This is a genomic window from Rathayibacter sp. AY1C6 (genome assembly GCF_002931535.1).
GTDB lineage: Bacteria > Actinomycetota > Actinomycetes > Actinomycetales > Microbacteriaceae > Rathayibacter.
In genome coordinates this window covers 56,327-72,786 of record NZ_PSWC01000006.1, presented here as the reverse complement: position 1 = coordinate 72,786, position 16,460 = coordinate 56,327, and the positions used below count along the sequence as shown (strand labels likewise).

Below are 16,460 nucleotides of genomic sequence, written 5' to 3'. Positions count from 1 at the left end.
GAGTCGAGTGTCCGGAGTGTCGATCCGGGGGTGCCGGGCTCCGGGATGTCGAGCCCGGATGCCGTCGCGCCGAGCCGTCGATCCCCGCTGACGCCTGCTCTGCAGGCCCGTGGAGTCGGGCGGTCGGGCCGTCCCTCCGGCTGTTCTCCGAAAGTACGCCCCTCCTTCGGAGGGCACGTGCCGCTATCCGTAATGCGAAGCAGTGGCCCCGGCCGCCGGGCGGACTCCCAGCCGGGTGACTCCGGGGCTCAGTTGCGGGGTGCCGCCGGTGGGCGGTGCGGCTGCGTCGAGACGGCGCGCTCGTGCGCGAGACGCCGCCTCGGCGGTGGTGTCCCGGCGAGACGGCGGTGTCTCGGCGTGTGCGGGAGGAGGAGGGTGCGCTCCTGCGCGAGTCGTCGCGCCACCGCTCCGGCGGGGGTGCCGAAGCTCAGAAGGCGTAGCGGACGCGGCAGTAGGGGAGGCGCTCGGCGAGGAGGGCGCGGAAGCGGTCGAGGGCGGCGCGCTTGAGGTCGCGTCGGTAGCGGATGTTGACGGCGCCGTTCTCGGAGACCTTCTGCTCCTGGCGTCCCGGCTGCCAGAGCAGCGACTCCGCCTTCGGGTGCCAGCCGAGGTTCACCTCGTGCAGGCCCTCGTTGTGGGTGAGGAGGATCACCTCGGCCGCGAGCTGCGCCTTCGCCCGCGGGTGGAGGGCGGCGTCGAGCTGGTCGAAGAGCTCGGTCCAGTCCTGCTGCCAGGTCTCGGTGAGGATCACCGGCGAGAAGTTGACGTGCACCTCGTAGCCGGCGTCGACGAAGTCGTTGATCGCCGCGATCCGCTCGGCCATCGGCGAGGTGCGGATGTCGGTGACCTTCGCTGTCTCGGCGGGCATCAGCGAGAAGCGGATGCGCGTGCGCCCGAGCGGGTCCCACTCGAGGAGCTCGCGGTTGACGTACTTGGTCGCGAAGGACGCCTTGGCGGTGGGCGACATCCGGAACAGCTCGCAGAGGTCGCGGACGTTCTCGCTCAGCAGCGCATCGACGGAGCAGTCGCTGTTCTCGCCGATGTCGTAGACCCAGGCCTCCGGGTCGCACTGGTTCGCCTCGGCCTTGGGGCCCTGCTTGGCGATGTGCCGGGCGAGGTGGCGCTGGATCTGCTCGATGTTCGTGAAGAGCGTGATCGGGTTGCTGTAGCCCTTCCTCCGCGGCACGTAGCAGTAGACGCACGCCATGGCGCAGCCGTTGGCGGTGGAGGGGGCGATGAAGTCGGCCGAGCGGCCGTTCGGGCGCGTGACGAGCGACTTCTTCACCCCGAGCACGAGCGCCTCCGTCTTGATGCGCACCCAGCGCGCGACGTTCGCCTCGTCGCCGTGCACCTCCGGGATCAGCCAGTGCGACTCGACGGGAACGATCTCGGCGCCCGGCCATCGCGCCACGACCTCCTGCCCGCGGGGCAGCTCGAGCGCGGCCGGCTCGGCGTAGATCCGCCGGATGTCGAGCAGGCGCCGCTCGCGGACCGGCGCGGACGCGGGGTTCGGAGCGGTGTCGGACATGAGTCCGTTCTACCGGCGACCACCGACATCCGCTGGGGCGGGGCCGTTGCCCGGCGCGCAGGTCCTCCGCCCGCATGCGGGCACCGTTCCGCCGCTCCCTCAGGATGGAGGCATGCCCTCCTCCGCCGACCGCTTCCGCCGCGCCGCCGTCGAGCTCGCGCAGACCTCCGAGCAGCAGGTCGAGTGGGCGCTCGCCGTCGCGGAGGATGCGCGCCTCCTCGCCCTGATCGACGAGCTGCCCGCGCAGCACCGGCAGCCGTCCCTGCTCTTCTCGGTCGCGCGGCTGCTCGGCGTGCCCGACGTCGACGGCGCCGGATTCGCCGCGTGGCTCCGGAGCGAGTGGGCGCGGGTGGCGCCGGTGGCGGCGGAGCGGAGGACGCAGACCAACGAGGCGCTGCGGTGCGCGCCCCTGGTCGCGGCGCTGGAGCGGATCACGGAGCCCGGTGAGCCGGTGGCGCTCGTCGAGATCGGCGCCTCCGCAGGGCTCTGCCTGGCGCCGGAGCGGTACTCCTACGCCGTCACGGCGAGCGACGGCGAGACGCGGCTCGGGTCGGGCGCGCCTCTGCTGCGGTGCGCAGTGAGCGGAGGCGAGGCGCCGGGGCGGCTGCCGGTCGTCGCGTGGCGCCGGGGGCTCGACCTGGCGCCGCTCGACGTCCGCTCGCCCGAGGACGTCGCCTGGTTGGAGGCACTGCTCCCGCCCGACCGCCCGGAGCGGACCGCGCGGCTCCGCTCGGCCGTGGAGACTCTGCAGGACGACCCTCCCACGATCGTCGCGGGCGATGCGGCCGCCGAGCTGCCCGCCCTGCTCGACGCGGTGCCGCCGGGTCTGCGGACGGTCGTCGTCTCGCTCGGGACCCTGGTCTACCTGCCATGGGCCGCGCGCGAGAGCGTCCTGGCGACGGTCGCCGATCGCGGCGCGAGCCTGGTGACGCTCGAGGCGGAGGCGCTGCTCCCGCACCTCGTCGCCGCGCGCGGGGACCGCACGGCTCCCGAGCCGACCCCGTTCCTGCTCGCCGCCGACGGCGTCCCGCTCGCGAGCGCGGCCGCCCACGGCGGCACCCTCTCCTGGCTGGCCTGAGCCGCGCTCCCGCGCCGGGTGCGGGGTGACCGGAGCCCGGGGAGGTGCCCGGTGCCCGGTGCCCGGTGCCCGCTCCGTCCCGATCCTCCGCCCACTGTTCAAGAGTCGTCGCACTCGGCGTCGACTGCGACGACTCCTGGACTCTCGCGGAGGAGCGAGCGTCGAAGCCCGAAGCCCGAAGCCCGAAGCCCGAAGCCCAACGCGCAGCGACCAGCGCTCTGAGCTCAGGCGCTCGGCCCGATCGTCCGCCCACTGTTCAAGAGTTGTCGCACTCGGCGTCGAGTGCGACAACTCCTGGACTCTCGCGGAGGGGAGGACGGCCGAGCGCAGGACTCAGAGCTCAGAGCCAGAGCTCAGAGCGTCCAGCGTCCAGCGTCCAGCGCCCAGCGCTCCAGCGCCCTACAGTCCGTCGACGACGAGCTGCGTCGCGCGCGGGACGTACGAGGTGTTCGTGGTCGGGTCCCAGCCCACGAGCGCGACCGCGTCGCCGCCGACGCGCGCGGTGATGCCCACGAGCGAGAACGGCTTGCCGCCCACGGCTCCGGACACCTTCCAGCCGAGCGTCTCGTCGGCGCCGGTCAGCGTCTGCTCGGTGCGCTCGACGGTCGTCTCGACCGGCACGCCCTGCATGGCGAAGAGCGTCGAGCCGGAGGCGCAGCGCGTGGTCGCGTCGGTGGCGCTCGCGAGGAGCGAGGCGGCCGCGTCGGCGGTGCCGGTGCTCGACACGACGGCGGTCATGGAGCGGTCGGCGCTGGTGCCGTACGAGAGTCCGGCGGCGGGCTGCGCGGTGTCCCAGCCCAGGCCGAACGGCGAGAGGCAGCTCGCGTCGGTCGCGGTGAGGCCGGGGTAGATCGAGTCGAGCATCTCCTGGATGCTCGCGTACTCGCCGGGCACGAACTGCACGCCGGTCAGCACGGCGGCCACCTGCTCGCCGGTCTTCTGAGCGGTGTCGGCGGCAGGGGCGGCGGCCGTCGCGGTGGCGGACGGGGCGGCCGACGACGAGGGGAGCGTCGGAGTGAACGGGCGGAGGGTCGATCCGCTCGTCGCGGTCCCTGCGCAGCCCGAGAGGGCGAGCAGCAGCGCGCCTCCGATCAGAGTCGTGCGCAGCAGTGTCTTGGACATCATGTCTCCCCCTTCGCCCGCCGGCGCCGCACCGGGGCGCCTGAGGCTAGCAGAGCCCCGCGTCCCGGAGGCGGCCCGGCGCCGCCCGCAGGACGGAGGCGGCCCGGTGGCACCCGCAGATCGGAGGCGGTCCGGCAGCGCGTGCAGATCCGAGTCGGCCCGGCCCCGCCCGCACGACGAAGCCCGGAACCCCGAACCCACGCCTCCGACGGCCGCTCCCGCCGCCTCCGCTCAGATCTCCGTGTGCCCGAGCTCGGCTCCCGCGAGCAGGCGGATCTCCGGCTCGGCGATGCCCTCCAGCTCCAGCACCACGACGCGGTTGTGGCCGGCGCGGGTGACCGGCGAGGGGACGATCAGCGTCCGCTGCGGTCCGCGGCGCCAGTAGCGCCCGAGGAGGAAGCCGTTCACCCAGACCAGTCCCTTGCCCCAGTGCAGCGTGTCCACGTACAGGTCGGCCTGCTCGTCGAGGTCGAACGAGCCGGAGGCGAGCTGCGGCCCGGCCGAGAACGCCGGTGCCGCGACGGCCAGGTCGGGGAGGCACTCGAGCGCGAGGGCGCGCGCCGCCCAGCCGGTCAGCGGGGCGCCGTCGAGCGTCACGCCTCCGATCAGGCCCTTGTGCTCGCCGATGCGCGTGCCGTAGTTCACCCGGCCCTGGTTCTCGACAAGGATCGCGAGCTCGCCGCGTCCGCTCGGCAGCGTCAGCGCCCGCTCGTGGTGGTCGCGCGCCAGCACGCCCACCGGCACGCCGTCCAGCAGCACCCAGGCGCGGTCGCGCACCTCCTCGCCCACCACGAGGCGGACCGGAGCGGAGGAGCCGTCGAGCGTCGTCGTGAAGAGCACGAAGCCGTCGTCGTGGCCGAGGTCGTCGAAGCTGGCCATCGCGTCGAGGTGCGCGGCCGGTCCGAACGCCTGGCCGAGGCCGAGGAGCGCCGGGCCGGGGACGAGCGGAGCGGTCAGGGCGGGGGCCGGCGGGCGCACCGCGGGCACCTCCTCCGGCACCGGCGCGTAGCGCGCGATGACGTCGCGGAACGCCCAGAACTTCGCGGTCGGGTCGCCGCCCTCGTCGAGCGGGGCGTCGTAGTCGTAGCTCGTCGTGATCGCGGCGTAGCGGCCCTTGTCGTTCGCGCCGCTGGTCAGGCCGAAGTTGGTGCCGCCGTGGAACATGTAGATGTTGACCGAGCCGCCGGCCGCGAGCAGGGTGTCGAGCTCCTGGGCGGAGGCGTCGGCGTCCGTCGTGTGGTGCTGGGTGCCCCAGTCGTCGAACCAGCCGCACCAGAACTCCATGCACATCAGCGGGCCGGTGGGCTGGAACTCGCGCAGCGTCGCGAGGCGCTCCGTGGTCCGCGAGCCGAACGAGCCGGTGAGGTGCAGGCCCGGCAGGCTGCCGTCGGCGAGCATCTGCGGAGTGGGCTGGTCGATGGTGGTCAGCGGGACCGTGATGCCGGAGTCGCGGGTCACCCGCACGAGCTCGGCCAGGTACTCCTTGTCGGAGCCGTACGCGCCGTACTCGTTCTCGATCTGCACGAGGACCACGGGCCCGCCGGCGTCGATCTGGCGCGGGGCCACGATCGAGTACACGCGACGCAGGTAGTCGCTGACCGCGGCGAGGTAGTTCGGCTCCGAGCGGCGCACGCCCACCTCGGGGTCGCGGAAGAGCCAGGCCGGGAGGGCGCCGTTGTCCCACTCCGCGCAGATGTAGGGGCCGGGGCGCACGATCGCGTGCATGCCCTCGGCGGCGATCAGGTCGAGGAAGCGGCCCAGGTCGAGCCCGGCGTCCTCGCGCCACTCGCCGCGGCGCGGCTCGTGCGCGTTCCAGGCGACGTAGGTCTCGATGGTGTTCAGGCCCATCAGGCGGGCCTTGCGGATCCGGTCGGCCCAGAGGTCCGGGTGGATGCGGAAGTAGTGCAGCGCCCCCGACAGGATGCGGTGCGGGCGGCCGTCGAGCTCGAAGTCGACGGTGCCGATGGCGAAGCGGCTCTCGGGAGCGGTGGTCATCTGGATCCCCCTCAGGATCGGTGCCCGGAGTGTCCGAGCGTGAGAACGACGCGGGGCCGACCGGAGCGATCCGGCCGGCCCCGCGTCGAGCAGTGGTGCTACTCCGAGACGGTGAAGCCCTGCGCGTTGCCGTACTGGACGAGCTTGCTCTGCCAGTCGGCGAGGCCCTGGTCGAGGCTGGTGCCGTTGGCGTACGCCTGGCCGACGGTGTCGCCGAAGACGCTGTTCGCGTAGACCTGGTAGGGCAGGTACGACCAGCCGGAGCGGACGTCCTTCGAGGCCTGGGTCAGCACCTCGTTGATCTTCTGGCCGCCGAAGTACTCCGACTCCTGACCGGTGAAGTCCGAGCTGTCGAGGTCGGCCGTGGTCGACGGGAATCCGCCGCTCTGCAGGAAGACGTCGACCGAGGCCTGGTCGCTGTTCAGCCAGCGCAGGAACGCGGCGGCCAGCGCCGGGTTCTCGCTCTGCTTGGTGACGGACTGGCCGCCACCGCCGTTCTCGGCGCTGACGGCGGTGCCGTCGTAGGTCGGGATCGGCGCGACGGCCCAGTCGCCGGAGGCGTCGGGGACGCTGGACTCCAGCACGCCGGGCATCCAGGCGCCGGTCACCAGGGAGGCGATGGAGCCGTCGGCGAGGCCCTTGTACCACTCGTCGCCCCAGGCGGGGGTGTCCGAGAGCAGCTTCTTCTCGACGAGCTGGTTCCAGACGCCGGTCCACTTGGCGGTGCCCTCGTCGGCGAGGTCGATCTTCACGTCCGTGCCGTCGGTGGTGAACGGCTCGCCGCCCGCCTGCCAGATCATGCTGGTCGCGAAGCCGGCGTCGCCGGTGTCGGCGGTGATGTACTTCGACGGGTCGGCGGTGTGCAGCTTCTCGGCCGCGGCGACGTACTCGTCCCAGGTGGCGGGGACGGCGATGCCGTACTGGTCGAAGACGGTCTTGTTGTAGAACAGCGCCATGGGGCCCGAGTCCTGCGGGAGTCCGACGAGCTTGCCGTCGATGTTGACGCTGCCCCAGGTGGAGGCGGAGTACTTGTCCTCGAGGTCGCCCATGCCGTACTGCGACAGGTCGAGGAGCGAGTCCGACAGCGCGAACTGCGGCATGGCGTAGTACTCGATCTGGACGACGTCGGGGGCGCCCGAGCCGGCCTTGATCGCGTTCTCGAGCTTGGTGTACTCGTCCTTGTTGGTGCCGGCGTTGACGAGCTCGACGTCGACCTTGGGGTAGGCCTTCTCGAACGCGGCGACCTGCGCCTCGGCGCTGGGGGTCCAGCTCCAGTACGTGATCTTGCCACCGGCCTCGAGGGCGGAGTCGAGGTCGGCGGCGGAGCCGGCGCTCGTGGTCGTGCCGCCACCGGAGGTGGACGAGCAGGCCGCGAGGGAGCCGGCGGCCAGGGCCGCGACGGCCGCGACCGTCAGGGTCCGCCTGAGGGCGGAACGGGCGATCTTCATGGTGGTGTTTCCCTTCACTTCTTCGTGCTGCGGGTGCTGTGGACGGGGCAGGACGCTCCGGCCGGGGGATGGGTAGGGGGAGGGCTCAGCCCTTGACGCTGCCGGCGCTCAGACCGGACTGCCAGAAGCGCTGGAGTCCGAGGAAGGCGACGACGATGGGGATGATCGTGAGGAGCGAGCCCGTGATCACGAGGTTGTAGATCGGCTGCGCGCTGACGCCGGTGGCCTGCGCGTTCCACTGGTTGAGGCCGACGGTGAGCGGGTACCAGGTGGGGTCGCTCAGCATGATCAGCGGGAGGAAGTAGTTGTTCCAGGTCGCGACGACCGAGAACAGCAGCACGGTCACGATGCCGGGGGCGAGGAGGCGGATGGAGATGGTGAAGAAGGTGCGGAACTCGCCCGCCCCGTCCATCCGCGCCGCTTCGAGCAGCTCGGTGGGCACCGACTCCACCGCGTAGACCCACACCAGGTACAGGCCGAACGGGCTGATCAGCGAGGGGATGATGATCGCCCACGGGGTGTTGGTCAGGCCGAGCTGGCTGAACATGAGGAACGTCGGGACGGCGAGGGCCGTGCCGGGGACCGCGATCGCTCCGAGCACCACGGCGAAGACCGCCTTGCGACCCGTGAAGCGGAACTTCGCGAGGCCGTAGCCGGCGAGCGTGGCCAGGAGCGTCGCTCCTCCGGCGCCGACGACGACGTAGAGCAGGGTGTTGCCGAGCCAGCGGAGGAAGATCCCGTCGCGGTAGCTGAGGGTGTCGGCGATGTTCTGGAAGAAGACGAAGTCGCCGTCGAACCAGAGGCCGAAGCTCGAGAGCAGGCCGGCCTGCGTCTTCGTCGCGTTGATGACCAGCCAGGCCAGCGGCACGAGGCTGTAGAGGATGAAGACCGACATCAGCAGGGTGAAGGCGATCGACTTCTTGGGCTGCACCGAGGAGCCGCGGCGGGCGGCCGGGCGCTTCGGGGCGCGGGCGGGCGTCCGGGGAGCGGTCGCGAGGGCCATCAGTTCTCCTTCCGCGCGCCGCGGAGCTGCACGACGTAGGCGATCACCGCGGTGATCACGCCCATGACGATGGCGACCGTGGCCGACGCGTTGTACTGCTGACCGGCGAAGGACAGGTTGTAGGCGTACATGTTCGGGGTGAAGTAGGTGGTGATGATGTTCGGCGCCAGCGTCCGGAGGATGTTCGGCTCGTTGAACAGCTGGAAGCTGCCGATGATCGAGAAGATCGTGGCGATGACGATCGCGCCGCGCAGGGCGGGCAGCTTGATCGAGCGGATGACGCGCATCGGGCCGGCGCCGTCGATCTCGGCCGCCTCGTAGAGCTCGCCGGGGATCGTCTTCAGCGCGGAGTAGAAGATGAGCATGTTGTAGCCCACGAACTCCCACGTGACGATGTTGCCGATCGAGGCGAGGATCCAGTCGCGCGAGAAGGGCTGGACGACGTCGGAGCCGAGCAGGTCGTTGACGTTCGCGGCCAGGCCGAAGTTGTCGCCGTAGATGAAGCCCCACATCAGCACCGCGACGACCGCGGGGACGGCGTAGGGGAGGAAGACCACGATGCGGAAGAAGCCGGTGCCGTGGAGGCGGCCGCTGTCGATCGCGAGGGCCGCGACGAGGGCCAGCACGAGCATCACGGGGACCTGCACGACGAGGAACAGCAGGACGCGGCCGAAGCCCTCCCAGAAGTTCGGGTCGGTGAAGATCGCGGCGTAGTTCGCGAAGCCGACGAAGGAGTTACCGCCCACCAGCTGCTCGCGGAAGAGGCTGAGGTAGATCGAGTAGACGACCGGGGCGATGAAGACCAGGAGGAAGACGACGAGGAAGGGGGCGACGAACGCCAGGCCCTTCCACTCGCTCTTCGCCCGCGACTTCGGGGCCGCGAGGGGGGACGCCGGAGGGGCGACCTCGCTCAGCGGGACGGGGGGAGACGTCGTCGTCATGGGATTCCGTTCGGGGAGTAGTGCGGGCCCGTCATGTTCACGTCAACATGGCAGAGCGTCACCGTAGCATGTCCACGTCGCCACCCGCGACTGTTCCTGCGTGACGGTTCGGCGCACGATGCACCACGGCTGACGGGCGGCGCGCTATAAAGGGAAGCCCATGTCACTCGAGACCGACCGCCCGTCCCCGTCCACCCGGCCGCGACGCGGCGTCTCGATGGCCGACGTGGCCCGGCGCGCGAACGTCTCGGGCCAGACGGTCTCGCGGGTGTCGAACGGCAAGCAGAACGTCGACGGCGAGACGCGCGAGCGGGTCCTCGAGGCGATGCGGGCCCTCGGCTACCGGCCCAACAGCGCGGCGCGGGCCCTGCGGACGGGCCGCTTCCACAGCATCGGCGTGATCATGTTCACGCTGTCCTCGTTCGGCAACATGCGCACCCTCGACGCCATCGCGATCGCGGCCGCCGACGCGGGCTACTCGATCACCCTCATCCCCGTCTCCCACCCCACCCAGGGCGAGGTGTCGGTCGCGTTCCACCGGCTGAGCGAGGAGGCGGTCGACGGCGTCATCATCATCGTCGAGGCGCACCTGCTCGACGAGGCAGACATCGTCCTCCCGCCGGACCTGCCCGTGGTGGTCGTCGACTCCGCCGGCGGCGAGAAGTACCCGGTGGTCGACACCGACCAGATGTCGGGCGCCCGCCAGGCCGTCGAGCACCTGCTCGGGCTCGGCCACCGCACCGTGCACCACATCGCCGGCCCCGACCGCTCCTACTCCGCCGAGCGCCGCCACGAGGCGTGGGAGTCGACCCTGATCGAGCGCGGCGCCCCGGTGCCGGAGGTGCTGGTCGGCGACTGGTCCACCGACTCCGGCTACCGCCTCGGCAAGCGGCTCGCCGCCGATCCGGAGGTCACCGCGATCTTCGCCGCCAACGACCAGATGGCGCTCGGCGTGCTGCGCGCCCTGCACGAGGCCGGACGCGCCGTGCCCGGCGAGGTGAGCGTCGCGGGCTTCGACGACATGCAGGAGTCGGCGAGCTTCTGGCCGCCGCTGACGACGGTGCGCCAGTTCTTCGGTGACACGGGCCGCCGCTCGGTCGACATCCTCCTGCGCGAGCTCGAGTCGGGCGAGCGCACCGGCGTCTCGCTCGTGCCGACCCGCCTCATCGTCCGCGAGAGCACCGGCCCGGCCCCCGCCGCCTCCTGACGCTTCCGCGGAGCCGGCCCGCGGAGCCCGCCCGCCCTTCACGCTGATCGAGGAGCCGGCCCCGCCGGCGTATCGAGATCCCCTGCACCGGACTCCCTCTGCCGCACCCACGTCCCTCCCCGTGCCCGCTCGACCGCGGCGCTCGCGATACTGTGAGCCCTCTCACCCCGGACCTCCAAGGAGACGCACATGTCGGTCGGCCTGCTCGCGGTTGTCGATGACATCCTCACCGCCGCCCTGAAGGCGAGCGCCAAGACGGCGGGCGTCGTGATCGACGACGCGGCCGTCACCCCGCAGTACGTGCAGGGCCTCACGCCCGCGCGGGAGCTGCCGGTGGTCGGGCGGATCGCGCTGGGGAGCCTGTTCAACAAGTTCGTCATCATCATCCCGCTGGCGCTGCTGCTCTCGGCGTTCGCGCCGCAGGTGCTGCCGTACCTGCTCATCCTCGGCGGCGCGTTCCTCTGCTTCGAGGGGGCGGAGAAGGTGCTCGAGTGGTTCGGCGTCTCGCACGGCGGCCACGAGACGGAGGCGCGCGACGAGAAGAAGCTCGTCTTCGGCGCCATCCGCACCGACCTCATCCTGAGCACCGAGATCATGCTGATCGCGCTCGACGGCCTCGACCCCGACTTCGGGATCTGGCCCACGCTCGGCGCGCTCCTGGTCGTCGGGCTCGGGATGACCGTGCTCGTCTACGGCGCCGTCGCGCTGCTCGTGAAGATCGACGACGTGGGCCTGCGCCTGATGAAGAACGCGGCCCGCGGCGTGCGGCGCACCGGGGCGAGGATCGTCGCGTCGATGCCGGTCGTGTTCCGCGCGATCAGCATCATCGGGACGCTCGCCATGCTCTGGGTCGGCGGGCACCTCGTCGTCGCGAACCTCGCCGAGACGGTGTGGCACGGTCCGTACGACCTCGTGCACGTCGTCACCCACGCGGTCGAGGGCGCGGGCCCGGTCGTCGTGTGGCTGGCCGACACCTTCGTCTCGATGATCTTCGGCCTCGTGCTGGGTCTGGTCATCGCGGCCGTCGTGATGGGCGTCTCGCGCCTGCGCTCCCGCGACGAGACGGCCGCGGGGCACTGAGCGGGGTCTCGATACTCCGCGTGCCGCGGCTGGTCGACCGGCATGGGGGTGCGCGGTCGCTCCACCGGCGCGGAGGTGTGCGGCCGCCCGACCGGCACGGATCCATGCTGATCGAGTAGCCCGCGCCGCGGGCGCATCGGGATCCCGCGACGTGCCGCCCCCGCAGCGCCGCTCCCGATGAACGACGGACCGCCCCCGTCCCCGGAGGGGCGGAGGCGGTCCGTGTCAAAGGGGGCGTCAGCAGCTGCGGGCCGCGTACGCTCCCGTCGCCACCGAGGTGACCTGCTTGCCGTCGACCGTGCCCGTCGCGGTGACGGTGGCCTGGCCGGCCGGCACCGAGGCCGCGCGCGTGGTGAACGCGGCGCTGCCGCTCGCGCCGGGCGCGACTCCGGTGACCTGCTTCGACCCGGAGGGCGTCGCGATGGTCATCGAGACCGGCACGCCGGACTCGTTCTTCGCCGCGACGGTGAGCGTCACCTTGCCGGCGATGCAGCGGGTGGTCGCCGTGACCGCGACCGCGAGGGCGGCGGGCGCCTTCAGGGTCACCGTCACCGTCGTGGTCGAGGTGACGGAGCCGTCGGCCGCGCGGACCGCGATGGTCGCGACTCCGCCGTTCGCCGTCGTCGGCTGGGTGATCCGCACGGTGGCCGCCGAGTCGGTCGCCACTGCTCCGATCACCGGCATCGCCGTGCCCTCGACGGTGACCGCGTAGGAGGTGCGGGCCGGGTCGAACCCGGCGATGCCGGCTCCTCCGACGCGCAGGGCGCCCAGGGTGGCGACCGCGGCGGGCGAGGCGACCGACTCGTAGAGCTTGGTCTCGGCCACGATCAGGTGCGTGTTGTCGTAGGCGTTCATCACGACGCGGAAGGCCTTGGCCGTGACGGGCGCGAACGACGCGACCAGGGTCGGAGCCGTTCCGCCGGCCGGCGACGCGAGGGCCACGGCCGACTCGTAGCCGGGGACCGCGGTCCAGGTCGTGCTGTCGGCGGCCTGGTACTGCAGCTGGTAGGTCTGCGCCCAGCTGGTGCCGCCGTCGGCGAGGAACTGCACCGACACCTTCTCGACCTGGTGGGTCGAGGGGAAGGTGTAGGTCAGCGAGCTCTGCGCGGCCTTGGTGCCGTTGGTCCAGTTCGACCAGCCCTTGTCGCCGTCGACGCCGTTGCGGGTGCGCTCCGGTCCGTAGCCCGACTCCGACGACGACGCGGTCGCGACGATGCCGGCGTCCGGGTTGAAGTTGCGGAGCGTGCCCGTGGTGACGAGCACCGTGAGCGTGGCGGGGAGCGTCGCGCCGTCGGCGGTCGCCGTTCCCGAGACCGTCACCTGCCCGGCCCGGGCGAGGGAGGCGGTGGTGAGCGGCGTCCAGTCCCAGACGACCGGCACCGGGAAGGTGCTGGCCGAGGCGCCCACGCGGGCGGGGACCGTCGTCGGGGCCGAGGCCTTCACTCCGGCGACCGAGGCGCCCGCGGCGGCCGTGACCGACACGGGGTCGGTCGCGGTCAGTCCGCCGACGTCGACGAGCGCGGTGACCGTGATCGTCTGGCCGTAGAGGTCGGTCGCGGTGCCGGGCACCTCGACGCGGCCGGTCGCGCCGTACGCCGAGTCGGCGGGGCGCTGCCAGGTGACGGCGAGCGGTGCGCCGGCTCCCCAGGAGTACTGCGGGGTGATGCTCGCGGGCAGGGTCGGAGCGACGCCCGCGGTGGTGCGGACGGCGATCGTCTGGCCGGCGGTCGGCGCGAGGTCGCGGAGGGACCACGACTGGTTCGCTCCGCCGTTGGAGGTGTAGACGCCGACCGACGCGTTGTCGGCACTGGAGCCGCCGTTCACGTCGAGCGACTGGGCGATCGACTCGTTGACGAGCGAGAAGTTCACGCCGTCGGTGGTGTTGACGATCCAGCGGGTCGCGGCGGTCGTCTTCGCCGCGTCGACGGACAGCGAGCGCAGGTCGGTGCCGGCGGTCGTGGCTCCGAGCACGCGTCCGTCGCCGTTGACGAGGACGACGCGGCGGGTGGCCTCGCGCTCGCCGGCGGCGACCTCGCGGACCGTCCAGGTCTGCTTGGCGGCCGTGGCGGAATCGGTGGCGAGGCCGGTGATCGTGGTCGCGGCGCCCGAGGGGTTGCCGGTCAGGGCCTTGCCGCTCTGGGTGCCGACCAGCTGGTAGCGGTGGCCGTCGCGCAGGGCGGGGGCGGAGTCGGCGACTCCCGAGACTCCGTCGATCGAGAAGCTCGTGACCGACTTGGCGGGCACGGTGATCGTGGCGGTGCGCGAGATGCGGTCGACGCTCACCGGCGTCTTGGCGACCAGGGCGTTGCTCGTGGGAGCGGCGGCCGAGGAGGCCTTCGTGGTGACGTACGGGGTGACCGTCGCGGTGTCGGCGATGGTGCCGAAGCGGGAGAGGTCGAGCACGACGGTCTTCTCGGTCGCGGTGCTGTTGGTGTGCACGACGGTCGCGCCCGAGCCGTCGCCGCGGACGGCGGCAGTGGAGGAGCTGTCGTTGGAGGGCATCAGGTGGTCGCCCTCGTGGATGAACTTGGTGAAGTTCCGGATGGTGTTGAACTTCGAGTTCGTCTCGACGCCGCAGACCGGGGCCTTGGTGGAGTCGCCACCGGCGTCGGCGACGCGGCGGACCGACTTCCAGACCTCGGTTCCGTTCTCCTGGTACGGCTTGCAGTCCAGGTCGATGTAGACGGAGCCCCAGTTGAGGTTCTCGCCCTTGGGCTTGGGCTGCTGCATGTTGTAGTAGTCCTCGACGGGCTGCCAGAGCACCCACGCCTTGGGCTCGAGCTCGCGCAGGTCGTCGTTGATGCGGCCGGCGATGCCGAGGCCGTTCTCCATGTTGGTGGGGTCGAAGCCGGTGACCCAGTTGCCCTCGATCTCGCTCATCCACAGGTCGGTGTCGGCCTGCTTCGCGAGGTCGCGGACCTTGAGGCGGCCCGAGGTGCCGTAGGTGTGGACGTTCATCCGGTCGACCTCGGCGCGGATCGCGGCGGAGTAGGCGGCCCAGTTCGTCGCGAAGATGTCGGGGTTGGTCTCGTCCATCGCGGCGATGCCGGCGTCGGTGGTCGAGGCGTCCAGCACGGCGGCGACGTCGGGGATCAGACCCGCTTGGCGCGTCGGTCCGACGTGCATTCCCTCCTGGCGTCCGCCGGTCGGGACGCCGTTGGAGAGCTGCGTGCCCCAGTAGTTCGTGTTCGGCTCGTTGAAGGGGTCGAGCGTGTCGAACTCGATGCCGTACTCGTCCTCCATGTGCTCGGTGACCTTCACGAGGTACTTCGCGAACTGCTCCTCGGCGGCGGGCTTCAGCTGCTCGCTGTTCGCGTCGAAGCCGCCCGAGACGTAGCCGCTCTCGGTCATGAAGTACGGGGCGGAGTTGGAGAACGCCTCCCAGTGCGAGATCTGCTTCTCCTCGGCGAGCCTCTCGACCCACCAGCGCTGCGTCTCGTCGGCGGTCCAGTCGTAGGAGGCGGGGTCGTCCGCGTTCCACTTGGCCAGGAGCGCGTCGCGGTCGGCGAGCTTCGTGGAGGTGCCGCCGTAGGTCGACGCGTCGCCGGCCGGGTTCGGCTTCCACCAGCCCTCGACGGCGCCGCCCGGGCGGAGGTAGTCCTTCACATCGGAGGCGTTGCCGCCGCCGATGTTGTAGCGGGCGATGTTGAGGTCGAGGCCGCTGTCGCCGAAGACCTTCTGGTAGAGGTCCTCGCGGAGGGCCTCGGGATAGCCGCCGGTCGCGTTCGCGAACCAGACGAGGCTGGTGCCCCAGCCCTCGAACGCCTCACCGGCGGCGGCGGGGTTCGGCGTGATGCGGAACGCGTCCGCGGCCTGAGCGGGGGCCGCTGCGGCGGGGATCGCCAGCAGTGCTCCTGTGGCCAGGGCGGCGCTCGTGGCGAGCGCGGCGACCCTTCTGAAGGACATCGACATTGATGCGGTCTCTCTTTCGCCATCGAAATGCGGGCATGTTCACATGAACGCGCCCTGACGGCCGACTGTACATGTTCACGTCAACAATCGGAAGGTGCTCAGGGGTGGGCGAGGCCCGCAGCGTCGAGAAGCCGGGAGTCGTCGCAGTCGACGCCGAGTGCGACGACTCCTGGAGTGTCGTGGGCATGCGGAGGCGTGCGGCCGCGCGCCGCGACACCCCCGCGCTCAGACGCGGTGCGTCGTCTCCGGGAAGGCCTCGGGCTCGCACTGGATGGTCGCGTGGTCGATGCCGTGGCGCTCGCGGAGGACGGCGAGCACCCGCGAGAGCGCGGTGCGGTAGTCGGCGTCGGGGGCGACGACCACGTGGCCGGTGGCGCTCTCCATGCCCGAGGTGATCGTCCACACGTGCAGGTCGTGCAGCGCGAGCACGCCGGGGACGGCGCAGACGTCGCGCTCGAGCGCTGCGAGGTCGACGTGCGCGGGCGCCGACTCCATGAGGATCCCCAGCGCCTGCCGCGTCAGCGACCAGGTGCGGGGAAGGATCAGCAGCCCGATCAGCACGCCGACGATCGGATCCGCCCACGCCCAGCCGGTGGTGAGCAGCACGATCGCCGCGACGATCACGCCGATCGAGCCGAGTGCGTCGCCGAGCACCTCGAGGGAGGCTCCGCGGAGGGTGATGCTCTCCTTCGCCCCGGCCGACAGCAGGCGCAGGCTCACGAGGTTGACCGCCAGGCCCACGACGGCGGTGATCAGGAGGGGGCCGCCGGGCACCGCGGGCGGCTCGGCGAAGCGGCGGACGGCCTCGACGATCACGAACGCGGCGACCGCGAACAGGAGCAGTCCGTTGGCGAGGGCGGCCAGCACTTCGAGGCGGTAGGAGCCGTAGGTGCGGCCCTTCGCAGCGGGGCGGGCGGCGAGCGAGATCGCGGCGATCGACATCCCGAGCGCCAGCACATCGGTGCCCATGTGCGCGGCGTCCGAGAGCAGCGCGAGCGAGCCCGTCGCGACTCCGACCGCGAACTCGACGACCATGAACGCCGCGGTCAGGACGAAGGCGGCCACGAGCGGACGCCGGTGCCGCGCGGCGGCGGAGCCGGCCGGAACGCCGTGAGAGTGGCCCATCGGCTCCTCCGATCCCTGTTC

Annotated in this window: 11 protein-coding genes; 3 read left to right on the top strand and 8 right to left on the bottom strand. The window is 71.8% G+C overall.

The annotated features are described in order from the left end of the window. Positions 1-427: 427 nt before the first annotated feature. Positions 428-1,528, bottom strand: a complete 1,101-nt coding sequence (locus C5D36_RS05655) for a spore photoproduct lyase family protein (protein WP_104295377.1) — start codon at positions 1,526-1,528, stop codon at positions 428-430. A gap of 112 nt (positions 1,529-1,640) precedes the next feature. Here C5D36_RS05655 and C5D36_RS05650 point away from each other — a divergent pair, with 112 nt between their 5' ends. Then, complete coding sequence (locus tag C5D36_RS05650; protein ID WP_104234092.1) at positions 1,641-2,606, top strand: DUF2332 family protein; 966 nt, start codon at positions 1,641-1,643, stop codon at positions 2,604-2,606. A gap of 399 nt (positions 2,607-3,005) precedes the next feature. On the opposite strand, the gene C5D36_RS05645 is transcribed toward C5D36_RS05650, so the two are convergent. The 5 genes from C5D36_RS05645 to C5D36_RS05625 all read right to left on the bottom strand — a co-directional run bounded on the left by C5D36_RS05645 (position 3,006) and on the right by C5D36_RS05625 (position 9,115). Further along, on the bottom strand, positions 3,006-3,731 hold the full coding sequence (locus tag C5D36_RS05645) for a hypothetical protein (RefSeq protein ID WP_104295376.1): 726 nt from the start codon (positions 3,729-3,731) through the stop codon (positions 3,006-3,008). A gap of 228 nt (positions 3,732-3,959) precedes the next feature. After that, positions 3,960-5,723, bottom strand: coding sequence for a beta-galactosidase family protein (locus C5D36_RS05640; RefSeq protein ID WP_104295375.1), 1,764 nt, complete (start codon positions 5,721-5,723; stop codon positions 3,960-3,962). Positions 5,724-5,821: 98 nt separating this feature from the next. Further along, the gene (locus tag C5D36_RS05635; RefSeq protein WP_104223423.1) at positions 5,822-7,171 is read right to left on the bottom strand and encodes a sugar ABC transporter substrate-binding protein; all 1,350 of its coding nucleotides are present in this window, start codon (positions 7,169-7,171) and stop codon (positions 5,822-5,824) included. Positions 7,172-7,256: 85 nt separating this feature from the next. Then, positions 7,257-8,066: a carbohydrate ABC transporter permease gene (locus tag C5D36_RS05630; protein WP_258062773.1), complete on the bottom strand. Its 810-nt coding sequence runs from the start codon at positions 8,064-8,066 to the stop codon at positions 7,257-7,259. A 107-nt stretch (positions 8,067-8,173) separates the two neighbouring features. Further along, a complete protein-coding gene (locus C5D36_RS05625) occupies positions 8,174-9,115 on the bottom strand; it encodes a carbohydrate ABC transporter permease (RefSeq protein ID WP_104223405.1) in 942 nt (313 codons plus the stop codon). A gap of 160 nt (positions 9,116-9,275) precedes the next feature. Between C5D36_RS05625 and C5D36_RS05620 the strand changes: the two genes are divergently transcribed. Together C5D36_RS05620 and C5D36_RS05615 are read left to right on the top strand one after the other, a co-directional pair. Next, positions 9,276-10,322 (top strand): LacI family DNA-binding transcriptional regulator, encoded by a 1,047-nt coding sequence (locus tag C5D36_RS05620; RefSeq protein ID WP_146076621.1) that lies wholly within the window; start codon positions 9,276-9,278, stop codon positions 10,320-10,322. A gap of 189 nt (positions 10,323-10,511) precedes the next feature. Next, entirely contained in the window at positions 10,512-11,402 is an 891-nt protein-coding gene (locus C5D36_RS05615) for a DUF808 domain-containing protein (RefSeq protein WP_104226356.1), read from the top strand. A gap of 237 nt (positions 11,403-11,639) precedes the next feature. On the opposite strand, the gene C5D36_RS05610 is transcribed toward C5D36_RS05615, so the two are convergent. Continuing rightward, a complete protein-coding gene (locus tag C5D36_RS05610; RefSeq protein WP_181067849.1) occupies positions 11,640-15,308 on the bottom strand; it encodes a glycoside hydrolase in 3,669 nt (1,222 codons plus the stop codon). Positions 15,309-15,539: 231 nt separating this feature from the next. Next, positions 15,540-16,439 (bottom strand): cation diffusion facilitator family transporter, encoded by a 900-nt coding sequence (locus C5D36_RS05605; RefSeq protein ID WP_104226358.1) that lies wholly within the window; start codon positions 16,437-16,439, stop codon positions 15,540-15,542. Between the last annotated feature and the right edge of the window lie 21 nt (positions 16,440-16,460).

Bases quoted from the DNA above. Each gene is read 5' to 3' on its own strand.
- C5D36_RS05645 (WP_104295376.1), bottom strand. From the start codon at position 3,731: ATGATGTCCAAGACACTGCTGCGCACGACTCTGATCGGAGGCGCGCTG.
- C5D36_RS05640 (WP_104295375.1), bottom strand. From the start codon at position 5,723: ATGACCACCGCTCCCGAGAGCCGCTTCGCCATCGGCACCGTCGACTTC.
- C5D36_RS05655 (WP_104295377.1), bottom strand. From the start codon at position 1,528: ATGTCCGACACCGCTCCGAACCCCGCGTCCGCGCCGGTCCGCGAGCGG.
- C5D36_RS05620 (WP_146076621.1), top strand. From the start codon at position 9,276: ATGTCACTCGAGACCGACCGCCCGTCCCCGTCCACCCGGCCGCGACGC.
- C5D36_RS05635 (WP_104223423.1), bottom strand. From the start codon at position 7,171: ATGAAGATCGCCCGTTCCGCCCTCAGGCGGACCCTGACGGTCGCGGCC.
- C5D36_RS05625 (WP_104223405.1), bottom strand. From the start codon at position 9,115: ATGACGACGACGTCTCCCCCCGTCCCGCTGAGCGAGGTCGCCCCTCCG.
- C5D36_RS05630 (WP_258062773.1), bottom strand. From the start codon at position 8,066: ATGTCGGTCTTCATCCTCTACAGCCTCGTGCCGCTGGCCTGGCTGGTC.
- C5D36_RS05605 (WP_104226358.1), bottom strand. From the start codon at position 16,439: ATGGGCCACTCTCACGGCGTTCCGGCCGGCTCCGCCGCCGCGCGGCAC.
- C5D36_RS05615 (WP_104226356.1), top strand. From the start codon at position 10,512: ATGTCGGTCGGCCTGCTCGCGGTTGTCGATGACATCCTCACCGCCGCC.
- C5D36_RS05650 (WP_104234092.1), top strand. From the start codon at position 1,641: ATGCCCTCCTCCGCCGACCGCTTCCGCCGCGCCGCCGTCGAGCTCGCG.
- C5D36_RS05610 (WP_181067849.1), bottom strand. From the start codon at position 15,308: ATGTCCTTCAGAAGGGTCGCCGCGCTCGCCACGAGCGCCGCCCTGGCC.